Raw genomic sequence first — 12,606 nt, forward strand, 5'->3', positions numbered from 1 at the left:
AACCGGCGGCCACGTCTCTGTCCAGATCAGCAAACGTGCAAAAGCCCGTGTCGACGCGTTCTCGGTAGGCAGTAGTTGCCGGGGCGAACCTTTAACGTCACCAAAGTCGGCGATGGAATTAAGCTGAGCAGCAAAGGGAATTAAGCTGAGATCCATACGTTCATCCGCATGACAAGTAAGTCAAGAACAAACAAAAAATCCCCCAACGAGCAACCCCCCGGTCACTTCGGCCTGCGTCGGCTGTCGGCAGCCGTACTCGCTCGCAAACCGCTCTCGATCGTGGCCGCAAGCTGCATGCTTGCCCTGGTGGGCGGCGGCCTCGCCGCCGCGTCGACCATCCCATTCGGCCAGCAGCAGGTCGGAGCCCAGGACGAGAACGGGGAGCAGATCTCCTCGAACCAGGTGATCAAGCCCATCGGCGACCGTCTGATGACGCCGTTCGGCAAGATCATGGGCTCGACCGTGAGCCCCGATGGCCGCTATCTGGTCGGGACCAGCGCCGACCGGTCGGTCGCCCTGCAGGTATTTGACCTCAAGACCTACAAGCCGGTCGCTGCCGCGGGCACCCTCGCGGCCGCCTCGTTCGCGACGGCGGCGAGCAACGCGGGCTACCCGGACACGGCCTACCAGAAACTCACCGACGGTTCGGTGGGCCAGGAAGGACCGGTCTTCTCCCCCGACGGCAAGTTCCTCTACGCCCCGGTCGCCACGGGCCTCGTCCGCTACCCCTTCAACGCCGACGGTTCGCTCGGCACCGGCACGAAGATCGGCGTCCCGACCGCTGACGGCAAGAAGGCGCTGACCGCCGGCATGGCGTTCTCCCCGGACGGCTCGACCCTGTACGCGGCCGTCAACGGCCAGAACACCGTCGTGGCGATCGACCCGGCCGCGGGAACGCTCAAGCAAACCTTCAACACCGGCATCGCCCCCCGCCAGCTGAAGTTCGCCGGCACCAGGCTGTACGTTTCCAACGAGGGAGGCCGCCAGGCTGCCGCGGGCGAGGCGACGATGGGCTCCTACGGCACGCAGGTTCCCGCGGACACGTACCTGGGTACCTCCACGACCGGCACGCTCAGCGTCATCGACACGGCGAACACCTCCGCTCCGGTTTCCTCGATCGACGTCCAGCTGCACCCGACCGCGATGCACCTGGACGGCTCCACCCTGTACGTGGCGAACACCAACAGCGACACCGTCTCGGTCGTGGACACCGCGAGCAACAAGGTCCTGCAGACCATCGCGACCCAGCCGTGGGCCTCCTCGCAGGTGGGCTATGAGCCAACCGCCATCACGATGCAGGGGGACCACCTGCTGGTCTCCCTGGGCCGTGCGAACGCGATTGCGGTCTACAAGGTCAACAAGAAGGACCCGAAGGACCCCGCCAGTTACATCGGCCTGCTGCCGACCGACTACTTCCCGCAGAACGTCACCGCCGTGAACGGCCAGATCGTGGTCACCAACACCCGCGGCATCGACGCGCGCGGCCCGGAGCTGAGCTTCAACAAGGGCCCCGGCACCACGGTCGCGACCGGTCACGGCACACACTCCACCACCGCCTCGCTCACCAAATTCACCCTGCCGAACGACGAACAGATCCAGCACCACACCGAGACCGTATTCAAGCAAAACGGCTGGGACAGCAGCTCCGTGAAGGAATCGACGGCCGCAGCCGCCGCCAAGATCCCGGCCGTGGCCGTGCCCAAGCGGATCGGAGACCCGTCGACGATCAAGCACGTGTTCCTGATCGTCAAAGAGAACCGCACCTACGACCAGATCTACGGCGACATGAAGCAGGGCAACGGCGACGCCTCCCTCGCTCAGTTCGGCGCGACAGTCACCCCGAACCAGCACGCACTGGCCAACCAGTTCGGCCTGTACGACAACACCTACGACATCGGCACGAACTCGGCCGAGGGCCACAACTGGATGATGCAGGGCGACAACCCGGCCTACAGCGAGACCAGCGCAGGTGAGTACACCCGCTCCTACGACACCGAAGAGGACGTCCTGGGCCACCAGCGCTCCGGCTTCCTCTGGACGGCAATCGAGTCCGCGGGCAAGACCGCAAGGAACTACGGGGAGTTCGAGTACGGCGAGGGCAAGCCGGCCGGCGCGACCTGGCAGCAGTACTACTGCGCGGCAACGAGCACGATGGCCGGCGGCGACCCGTCCCAGCTCTTCACCCCCTCGCTCCAGATGCACGCCAGCTCGGACATCCCCTCGCTCAACGCGATCACAGACCCGAACGCGGCGCCGTTCGACACCTCGGTGCCGGACATCTACCGCTACGAGACCTGGAAGCAGGACTTCAAGAAGAACGGTCCGAAGAACTTCCAGATGACATGGCTGTCCAGCGACCACACCGGTGGCACCGCCGGCCCGCGGGCCCAGGTCGCGGACAACGACCTCGCCGTAGGCAAGATCGTCGACGAGATCTCGCACTCGAAGTACTGGAAGGACTCCGCGATCTTCATCGCTGAGGACGACAGCCAGGACGGCGCCGACCACGTCGACGGCCACCGCGCCCCGGTCCAGGTCATCAGCCCCTACGCGGTACACGGCAAGACCGTCAGCACGTTCTACTCACAGATCAACATGGTGCGGACCATCCAGCAGATCCTCGGTGCCCAGCCGCTGAACCAGAAGGTCGCCGCCGCCACCCCGATGTTCGCCGCCTTCACCAACAAAGCCGACCCGACACCGTACAAGGCGGTCCCGAACCAGGTCCCGCTGACCGAAGGCGTCAAAACCGCCCCAGCCTGCGGCACCGACACGCTCGGCAAAACCGGCGCAGCCGCCACCGCGGTGAACACCAGTGCAGCCAAAGCAGCGTCCGTCCCGGCCCCGATGCAGGACATCGCCGAACAGTGGGACACCTGGTCCAAGCAGCAGCACCTGACCGGGGAAGGCGCGAAGGAAGACTCCGCGAACCCGTACCTGTTCAACCGCTGGACCTGGTACCAGGCCCACAACTGGCAGAGCCCGTACCCGGGCGACGCCAAGATCTATGGCCCGAACAACGTGCCGGGCATCCCCGCCGGCTCGACCGGCCACGAGGACGGCTAATCCACCACTGACCGGCTGACGACCGCCGATCACCCATCGCCGGCATCCACACCAAAGCTGAAGGCCACCTCTGCGGAGGTGGCCTTCAGCTTTGGGACTCAGGAAAGATCCGAAGACTGGGGGCAGGTCCGCTCGTGCATGCCCTGTCGCCGGGGGCGTTGGAAGGTGAAACGGCGCGTGAACGGTTCGCCAAGTCTCGCTGAACAGCGCCGTTTGAGTGCCGTCGGGAGGGGCGGACCGCGATAACTTCCCAGCATGACTCTCCCCAAACAAAACGTCAGCAGGGCTGCAATCGCTGCCCTGGCCCTGGGACTCCCGGCAGCCTTCCTCACCCCCGTAGGCCCCGTCAATGCAGCCCCGACAGTATCCTCACGCCCAGCTACCGCCCCGATCAGTGCAGCCAAACTGGATCTCGGCGCCTCGGATCTGCCCGAGAAGCGCGCTGACACCACGCTGGCCCCCGGACTGACCAGGACCTCCATCACACGCGGGGCCCCTGACGCTTCCCTTTTCTGGACGGCAGAGGTCGCCATCCCCGCGAACTCCCCCGACCCGGACGCCCCTGCATCAGCACTTTCCGACCAGGTTCACGCCCAGGCAGTCGCAGCAAAGCTTCAGGCAGCAGGCATTCAGGCCCGCGTCGAACATGTGCAGTCCCCTCAGCTCGCAGATGCGGGCGGCGACCTCGGATACCGGGTGCGAGCCGGGCAGTTCCCATCCAAAGCTGACGGCACAGCCACGGTGGCACAGATCAAGGCCGCCGGCTACGCATCCTCAGTGCTGTACACCGGCTGGGACGGCGACGCCGAAACCAGCGGACAAACCCGCGGCCCGTGGAAGCTCGAAGTCCTCACTATCGACCCCAAGAAGTTCCGGGGCGAACTCAGCTCGAGCTTCGGACCCAACCTCCAGGACCGGGAAACAACCAGCGCTCTGGCCGCCGCGGACGGCGCACTGGCAGCCACGAATGGCGGTTACTTCGTGCTGGATCCCAAAGCCGGCGCCCCGGGCGACCCGGCCGGGACCGCCGTCGCCAACGGGAAAATCCTCAGCGAGCCTGTCGGCGACCGGCCTTCGCTCGTGATTGACGGCACCACGAACCGTTCCTCAGTGCAGCGGCTGCACTGGGACGGCACCGTCACGGCGCCTGGCAAGGCCAAGTTGGCGGTGGACGGCCTGAACCGTGTGCCGGGGCTGATCCGCAACTGCGGCGGGACCGACGACGCCCCAACCTCGCTCCCCGTGCACGATGCGACGTGCACTGATCCGGACGAAATCGTCGGCTTCACGCCCGAGTTCGCGGCCTCCACGCCTTCAGGGCCGGGGTTGGAAGTTGTCCTCGATGAACGGGGCACCGTCACCGCCGTCAACACTTCCCGCGGTATGGCAGTTCCCGCGCACGGGCGGACACTCCAGGCTATTGGGGCAGACGTGCAACGCCTGAAGAGCGTGGCCAAGGTCGGCACGCGGATCGAGCTCGACACGGATCTGATCAACGAACAGGGCAAGCCGCTGAAGGCCGGTTCCTCGACCGACGTCGTCAATGGTGGCCCGGTGCTAGTGTCCGGCGGCCAGGAAAAGATCACCGCAAAGCGAGACGGCATGGTCCACGCCGGCGACAGCAACAGCTTCTATTACGGCTGGGTCCACAAACGCAACCCCCGCACGATCGCCGGTGTCGATGCCCAGGGGCGCACGCTGATCGTCACCGCCGATGGACGGCAGACGACGGCACTCGGGCTGAGCATCAAGGAATCGGCCGATGTTGCCCGTTCCTTGGGAATGGTCGATGCCATCAACATGGACGGCGGCGGATCGACCACCATGGTCGTCGGCGGGAAGGTCGTGAACTCGCCCTCCGACGCGGCCGGTGAGCGACCCGTGGGTGATGCCCTTCTCGTACTCCCCCGCCGCAAGGACTGACGGCAGGGAAGACCGGAGTAGGTGCCGGCGGCGGTGCGCTAGGGCTAGACATTGCGCACCGCGGCCGGCTGCGTCCGGGCCATACCTAGGCCGGAGGGCCATGTACCCATTGAGGTAGCCGCCATCCCGGATCGATGCCATCAGCATCCACTCATCGCCTATCTCCTGGACCACGCCGTGCCGTTCCGTGCCCTTCTTGAAGGAACGGGCAATACTGACCGGCTGCAGCTGAGCCATTGACTGCTCAAGCCTGGACAGAATTTTCTTCCGTGACTGCCTCTTATGCCCCATCGGCACATCCTCACACGCCCAACGCAGTCCACCAAGGCAAGGTACTGGCGTCCGCCGCGGCGTCTACGATGCAGGAATGACAGAAGAAGAACCGTGGCAGCGCTACGACCGGGACAAGCTGCCCACGGGGTAGGCCTACCCGCTGGGCCGGATTCAGGTCAGTGCCGCCCTGGTCGCCGCGGGCGTGAGCCTGGGCAGCCTTTCCTTCAGCCGGAACGATCGGGTTAGATCAGGAGATCCTTACGTTCTGCACGCCTACTGGGCCCTCGGATTCACGGGCAAAGTACTTCGGTGCCCGAGACCCCGACATCAGCCCGGGCCACCTAAGTTAGAAAACGGCCACGCTACCGTAGAACCTCACAACCGCGCCCCCTGCACGAGTACCCCTGAAGAAGATGTGAGGCGCAGAGCTATCTGGAAGAACTTCCAAGAGCAAATCTGCGGAATGCCGCCCGACACTTTGCCAGCGAACTGAATCATAATGATCCATGTAATTGGAAGTTTGTGGCGCCGCTTCCACGTGTTTGCCGGCCGGGCGCGTGCTCCAACTTTCTAGGCTGTTTTCCGCGCCGTAGGTCAAGCACGGAGCAGTTCCGGCTCCACAGGTCCCATTGCCGTAAAGGGCAGTAGCTGGCGCCATTCCGAGCTTCTGACCCTCAGGATGGGGCGCCTGGCATCGGCGTGGGTGCCCTCGTTGTTTCAAACCTGTCGCCGCAGAGCGTCCAGTCGACTAACGTGTTGGGCCTGGCGCGGTAGCGCTTATCTCGGATCTCCTGCAGCCTTGCCGCTCGCGCCTTCTTGGGCGCCTGCCCTACCTTGATCTCGTCCCGGACGTCCGCTCGGATGGCGCGGCCCAGCCGCCGCCTCTGCCGCTTGTTGTCCATACAGACTGACTCCAGGCTGGGGGCGGATCTTCATGTTTACTACTGGAGCGGTTTCTGCCGATAACCCGAGACTATGAGCATGATGTAAGCAGCAGGTGCCTTCACCAGTTCGAAGAGGAGCGGCCTGGCGGCACCGCGGGCGGACACCGCTGCTCACGGGCCCCGAAGCGCAATCCGAAACGGTCGGCCCGCATGCAACTTGCATCTCTACAATGAGTCGAGCTTTTATGTCTGCAACCGTGCTGCGACGCGCTGTTGGATGTGGTTGAGTTAGGAACATGACCTCACGGATCGAGGACTACGGTTTTTTATCAGACCTTCGCACCGGCGCCTTGATCTCACGCGAAGGCAGTATCGACTGGCTCTGTCTGCCACGGTTCGACTCTGAGTCGGTTTTCGGAGCCTTGGTTGGGACCAACGATCATGGTCGTTGGCTACTCGCACCAGCTCATGAGGACGGGCTAATCTCCCGTATTGCCGAAGTAGACCGCCGGTACAGGCCCTCCACTTTCATATTGGAGACGCGTTGGAGGACCGGAAGCGGGGAAGTCCTAGTCACTGAATTCATGCCGATCGGTGGAAGAGGCAATTCTTTGATCCGCAGGATACAAGGGGTCACTGGGCAGGTCCTGATGCGCCAAGAATTGGAGCTGCGGTTCGGCTACGGAAAAATCGTGCCCTGGGTCCGTCGGATTCACGACGACGACGGAGAGGCGTTGCTAGCGGTCGCCGGCCCGCAGGCTGTGATGCTACGAGCGGATGGTCTCCCCCAGGCCGGGCCTGATTATTCGCACGTAGGTGAGTTCAAGGTGGAAGCCGGCCAGACTTTCGACCTGCAACTTCATTCATTTTCATCCCATAGTATGCCGCCGCCGGCACTCGACGTCGGCCGGGCGCTGAAAGCCACCAGCAGGTACTGGACAAGCTGGTCGAGCAATTACCTTCCCCAAGGGAACTATGACACGGAAGTAGAACGCTCACTGCTCGTCTTGCGCGCACTAACTCACGAGAAGACCGGCGGAATTGTGGCCGCACCCACCACCTCGCTGCCGGAACAGTTCGGTGGCGAACGTAACTGGGATTATCGCTATTGTTGGCTCCGGGACGCCGCCCTAACGTTGGAAGCCATGATGACCCATGGCTTCCAACAGGAGGCTCTGTACTGGAGGAACTGGCTTCTTCGGGCTATCGCCGGCGATCCCCATGATCTGCAAATCATGTATGGAATAGCCGGTGAGCGCGAACTGCACGAGCGCGTCCTGAGTCACTTGCCGGGCTATAACGGCTCCGCCCCTGTGCGGGTTGGTAACGGTGCTGTCGACCAATACCAAGGTGACGTTGTGGGTGAAGTCATGGTTGCGCTGGCAAAGCTCCGCAACCAAGGCGTGCATGAAGACCACTTCTCCTGGCCTCTCCAACGAAACATCCTTCTCTTCGTAGAGAACAACATCGAACGCAAGGACCACGGTATCTGGGAGATGCGGGGCGAGAAACGGGACTTCACTCATTCCCGTGTGATGATGTGGGCCGCAATGGAGTGCGGAGTGCGAGCTGTCCAGGAATACGGTCTTGACGGTCCGGTCGGGCGATGGGCGGAGATCAGGGACGGGCTCCGCACCGAAATCTTGGAGCAAGGTTTCAACAGTACAATTAACTCGTTTACCCAGACGTATGGGGGCACAGAGGTAGACGCATCCCTTCTTGTTCTGCCACAGGTGGGCTTTCTGGCTTACGACGACGAAAGAATTCTCGGGACGGTGTCCCGTCTGGAACGTGACCTGCTTGACGAGGCCGGCCTGCTGATGCGCTACCGCACGGAAGCCTGCCTGGACGGTCTCGAGCCGGGGGAACACCCCTTCATGGCGTGCTCTTTCTGGCTGGTAGAGCAGTATGCGCGGACGGGCCGGATTGCTGAAGCGAAGACGCTTATGGACAGGCTCATCGGCTACGGGAATGACTTGGGGTTATTGAGCGAGGAATACGACACAAGCAGCCACCGCATGGCAGGTAATTATCCGCAGGCGTTCTCACACCTCACCCTGATAAGGGCTGCCGATGCTCTCAACGGTGCAGCGCGCGATGCAAAAACCGCGACCGGCTAGGCACTCGGCCGGTTCGGCACCGCAGGTTGAAGGGACAAACTGCTGGCGGCGGGATCACGAGTGCCTTCTACCACGGGTGTGACACCTGCCTGGGCCCGTTCGGGAGGGGGGCGGCGACGCTAGAGACAGACATGCGTCGTCTGTCTCCGGCCAGAATGCGTGCTGGCACGGATGCTGGACCCGTACGCGCGAAGCAGTATGGACTTAAGCCAGGCGGCACAGATCAACCTACAAGTTCCGTTGCCACCCCTCAGCAGTCCTAAGGAGTACGTCAATGTTGTCCACGCCTGAATCGGTGAGCACCATCCACCGAGCACATCGCACGGGGGCAGAGGACCCCGCCCAGCTCTTGGATCGTCACTGGACCAGAACACAGCTTCAGGCTGCAGCAGAAATGGACAGGAAGGTCCAGAGGCATCCGGAGCACATGCTCGCGCGCCTGGCACTGGCCAATCAGGGGAATACGTTGAGCCTGGAACGCATCAGGGCGAGCGTAGCGCGGTCGCTGGGAGGGACATCGGGCACGCACTACATCGTTGCCGCACTGCATTTGGCCCATCTTGCGCTCGCCTTTCCACAGACGCTGTCCGCAACCCAGCGGGCGCTCCTCCTAGCCCCGCTGGAGGCAGCCGAGATGGCCAGTGCGGCAACCAACGACGCGTCAGCGGAGGCAGCGATAGCTGCCTAACCATGCCGCACATCGGGCAGGAACCGCGGCCCCGGCCGGCTATCCAGAAATCCGGCCCGATCCGACTCCTCGAAGGTACGTGAGGACGGCAAGCACACGTCTGTGGTCCTCGGGCTCGGGCCTCAACTCGAGCTTAAGGAAAATGCTCCGAATATGGGCCTCTACGGTCCGCTCACCTAAGAAGAGCGACTTCCCTATTGCCTGGTTGGTGCGCCCTTCGGCCATTAACTCAAGGACGCTCTTCTCCCGGCTCGTAAGGTCGTCGCCTCGATCGTGACCTTTATGTGGACGGGCCACCAGTCGTGTAACAAGCTCCGGATCGATGGCCGTTCCCCCCGCAGCAACGCGATGCAGGGCGTCAATGAATTCGTCAACATCTGACACCCGCTCTTTAAGCAGGTAGCCCAAGCCTTTGGCCCCATTCTTCAATAGGGACATCGCGTTTTCCGTTTCCACATACTGGGACAGTAGGAGAACGCCGATCTCGGGGTGTCTGCTTTTTATGGTTTCGGCGGCCTGGATGCCTTCAACGGTGTAACTGGGTGGCATCCGGATGTCCACCACAGCTACGTCGGCCCCACGTTTGTCAATCGCTTCCAGCAGATGCGGGCCATCGGCAGCCTCAGCTACGACTTCTAGACCTTCGGACTGCAACAGGGCGGACAATCCCCGGCGCAGTAATGCCGAGTCTTCAGCGATGGCAACACGCAGCGTCATGGCAGGTCGCCTTCCGGGTCCGTGGAGAAGGGAAGGACGACAAGTATCGTCGTCCCTCTGCCTTCAGGGCTGTCGATGGACAATAGGCCTCCCAGTGCCGCTGCTCGGTCCGCAATCCCCAGCAGCCCGCCGTCGGGTCCCGGCAGGGCACCACCAATTCCGTTGTCTACGATCTCGATTCGCAACTCCTTTTCGTTTCCGTCGATGCAGATTCGCACCCAGGCCGCCCTGGCGTGCTTCGTAGCGTTGGTGACGGCTTCTGCGCAGATGAAGTAGGCAGCCAGCTCCACGTGAGCCGGAAGCCCATTGTTCGTCCTGAGATCCAGTTCCATGGGCAGCGACGATCGCTCCGCTAACGCGGTCAGGGAGCCAGCCAGTCCCCTCTCCCGAAGCGAGGGGGGGTACACGCCTCTCGCCAATTCGCGCAACTCGTCCAGTGCATCCAAAAGCTCGGCCCTTGCCTGCCCGACTAGGCTTTGTACCTCCAGCGAATCCGTCGTACGCTGGGCCCGCGCCAGCTCCATCGACACGGCGACCAGGCGTTGCTGAGCTCCGTCGTGAAGATCCCGTTCAAGCTGACGACGCCGGGAGTCGCCAGCCGTTACGATTCGCTCCCTGGAGCGACGGACCTCAATGAGTTGGTCCCGGAGCTGTTGCTCCATCTGCTGGTTTTCCAAGGCCAGCGACGTTGCGCCGCGCACGGCGGCCAACAATTGCGGCTGGTCCTGGAGGGCTTCGTCAAAAACCAGGGCCCCTACTGGTGTTCCGTGGCGTTCCAAGACCATGGAGGCGCGTCCGGTTGAACCATCCGGCAACGTCTGGGGAACTCCCTTGCTGTCAACAAAGGACGCCTGATCGGGCCACCAACGCAGCAAAGTGAGGGTGGGGTCGTGGACTGATCGCCGAAGCGCGCCGATTAGTCTGTCGCTAACCGGGGCTGAGCCGACTTCCACCATGAGATCACCCAATGTGCCACGCGCGAAACGGTAGCGCCACAGACCAAATAATACGGCCAGCGGCACAATTGAGGTCGCGGGATATTGCCAGAGCAACGCTTCTGAGGACAGAGATCCAGACAGTTGGATCACGGCGAGGGACACCCACACGGTGGCCGCTGTTTTTACGATTACGGCAAGCCATAGCGGCAGGAATGCCGAACGGTAGGCCTTTGTCCCCGCGCGCCAACGGGCGATCAGGACCGTTACGATCGCGACTCCCACCGAGATCTGCAATATGCGGATTGCGTTCCCGAGCGCGGTCATGAGGGACGGGCTGTCCCAAAGAAGCAACAGATTGCGGGACGTGGACTCCCCCGCCGTGACATGGAGGCGAGGATCGAAGAAGGCCCAGCCTGGTACGGGGGCAAACAGCCAAGAAGTGTAGAAGAACGCTACGGCAGTTTTTTCAGCTCGACTGCGCAGCGTTCCTGACGGAAAGCTGAGCGCCAACTGCAGCAAGGGAGGCTGATACATCAGCGTAAGCGTTACACCGAGCGTAAACGCCACCGGGTCGCTGGAACGGCGAATCCCGGACGCCAGCCAAAGCCAACCCGCCACAACCAACAGCAGCCCCGGATTCCGGGAAGGCCGGCTCCGCCACGCCGTCACACCAGCCAGAACGAATGCTAAGCCCACGCCCAAGAACAGTGTCAGTTCAAAAACTGTAAACGGAGTCCGGTTCGGATTCTCCCCCCACCGGAGTACCCCTTGGGCATTTAAACCTAGGGTTCGAGCAGGGTCCTGTAGGGCTGTGGGTGACCAATCGACGCAGACCAAGACTAGGATTACGAAGCCCGTCGTCACCCCGATTACAGAAGTGAGTTGTCGCGTAGTCATTTGCACTTCCGTCCCAAGCCAGCCCTTGGGTCAATTTGGCAAGGCCCTCTGCTGGCCAGAGGGCGGAAGGAGTCGCCATTCGCCGTACCAAGGCCCGGGCCACCACGCACATCCTCGTGATGAAGTGGAGCCTGCAATGCAATCTGCTCCTCAACTTGACCCACAGCATCTTTCATACTCGGAGTCGTGCCTCCGTTGTAGCACTGTGCATCGGCCAGAGCAATATGGGCGGATATTCCGCTTATACCTTCGCCCTCTGACCACGTTCTGCCCAGGGTGAATTTGCTTCCGCCTGGTTTCAATCTTGGCTTGGGGTAGTCTTTTTCCGACGGTTGCCTGGCGTGTCCGGAGGAACGGTAAGGCCGGGGCAGACCTCGATGTAGTCCATGCCCGGAGACACCCACTCACGCCACTGTTTGTGGCTGATGTTCTGGGAAAGTTTGGTACACAATGTGTCGGACGGGGTCTGGGGTGCGGGCCACAGCCTCACTGTGCTGTCGTCGCTCCCGGAGGCGACTCGGCGGCCGTCGGGGCTAAACGCCACGCTGTACACCGGGCCCTCGTGTCCGGTCATCGGTCCAACGAGGGGCTGACCCGTTTCCGCGTCCCACAGCCGCACCGTGCCGTCGTTACCCCCCGTGCTGATGCGGAGCCCGTCCGGGCTAAACGCCACGCTGTACACCCCATTCAAGTGCCCGGTCATCGGCTTACCAAGGGACTGGCCCGTTTCCGCGTCCCAACGCTCCACTGTGCCATCGGTACTGCCGGAAACGATCCGGTGCCCGTCGGGGCTGAACGCAACACTCGTCACCGCATCCTTGTGTCCGGTCAACGGCTCGCCGAGGGCCCGGCCCGTTTCCGCCTCCCAACGCCTCACCGTGCCATCGGTACTGCCGGAAACGATCCGGTGCCCGTCGGGGCTGAACGCAACACTCGTCACCGCATCCCTGTGTCCGGTCAACGGTTTGCCAAGGGCCCGGCCCGTCTCCGCCTCCCAACGCCTTATCGTGCCATCGGTACTGCCGGAAACGATCCGGTGCCCATCGGGGCTGAACGCAACACTCGTCACCGCATCCCTGTGTCCGGTCAACGGTTTGCCA

At 62.8% G+C, this 12,606-nt stretch carries 7 protein-coding genes; 4 read left to right on the forward strand and 3 right to left on the reverse strand.

Translation table 11 applies throughout. From position 1 onward, the window contains the following. Positions 1 to 168 precede the first annotated feature (168 nt). The 4 genes from LQ144_RS19285 (at position 169) to LQ144_RS19300 (ending at position 8,954) form a co-directional block, all read left to right on the forward strand. Positions 169 to 3,066: an alkaline phosphatase family protein gene (locus tag LQ144_RS19285; protein ID WP_230120442.1), complete on the forward strand. Its 2,898-nt coding sequence runs from the start codon at positions 169 to 171 to the stop codon at positions 3,064 to 3,066. 255 nt (positions 3,067 to 3,321) lie between these two features. Further along, positions 3,322 to 4,989 (forward strand): phosphodiester glycosidase family protein, encoded by a 1,668-nt coding sequence (locus tag LQ144_RS19290; RefSeq protein WP_230120444.1) that lies wholly within the window; start codon positions 3,322 to 3,324, stop codon positions 4,987 to 4,989. 1,453 nt (positions 4,990 to 6,442) lie between these two features. Then, the gene (locus LQ144_RS19295; protein ID WP_230120446.1) at positions 6,443 to 8,266 is read left to right on the forward strand and encodes a glycoside hydrolase family 15 protein; all 1,824 of its coding nucleotides are present in this window, start codon (positions 6,443 to 6,445) and stop codon (positions 8,264 to 8,266) included. A 274-nt stretch (positions 8,267 to 8,540) separates the two neighbouring features. After that, positions 8,541 to 8,954 (forward strand): hypothetical protein, encoded by a 414-nt coding sequence (locus tag LQ144_RS19300; protein WP_230120454.1) that lies wholly within the window; start codon positions 8,541 to 8,543, stop codon positions 8,952 to 8,954. A gap of 39 nt (positions 8,955 to 8,993) precedes the next feature. Here the strand turns inward: LQ144_RS19300 and LQ144_RS19305 are convergent, their stop codons facing one another. The 3 genes from LQ144_RS19305 to LQ144_RS19315 form a co-directional block, all read right to left on the reverse strand. Continuing rightward, entirely contained in the window at positions 8,994 to 9,671 is a 678-nt protein-coding gene (locus tag LQ144_RS19305) for a response regulator transcription factor (protein ID WP_230120455.1), read from the reverse strand. Beyond that, positions 9,668 to 11,176, reverse strand: coding sequence for a histidine kinase (locus LQ144_RS19310; protein WP_230120457.1), 1,509 nt, complete (start codon positions 11,174 to 11,176; stop codon positions 9,668 to 9,670). The genes LQ144_RS19305 and LQ144_RS19310 overlap by 4 nt, the downstream gene beginning before the upstream one ends. A gap of 628 nt (positions 11,177 to 11,804) precedes the next feature. After that, positions 11,805 to 12,606, reverse strand: an 802-nt coding sequence (locus LQ144_RS19315) for a WD40 repeat domain-containing protein (protein ID WP_230120459.1), incomplete at its 5' end; no start/stop codon positions are given.

Origin of the sequence: Arthrobacter sp. Bi83 (genome assembly GCF_918698095.1) — a bacterium.
Lineage (GTDB): Bacteria > Actinomycetota > Actinomycetes > Actinomycetales > Micrococcaceae > Arthrobacter.

Bases quoted from the DNA above. Each gene is read 5' to 3' on its own strand.
- LQ144_RS19285 (WP_230120442.1), top strand. From the start codon at position 169: ATGACAAGTAAGTCAAGAACAAACAAAAAATCCCCCAACGAGCAACCC.
- LQ144_RS19290 (WP_230120444.1), top strand. From the start codon at position 3,322: ATGACTCTCCCCAAACAAAACGTCAGCAGGGCTGCAATCGCTGCCCTG.
- LQ144_RS19295 (WP_230120446.1), top strand. From the start codon at position 6,443: ATGACCTCACGGATCGAGGACTACGGTTTTTTATCAGACCTTCGCACC.
- LQ144_RS19300 (WP_230120454.1), top strand. From the start codon at position 8,541: ATGTTGTCCACGCCTGAATCGGTGAGCACCATCCACCGAGCACATCGC.
- LQ144_RS19305 (WP_230120455.1), bottom strand. From the start codon at position 9,671: ATGACGCTGCGTGTTGCCATCGCTGAAGACTCGGCATTACTGCGCCGG.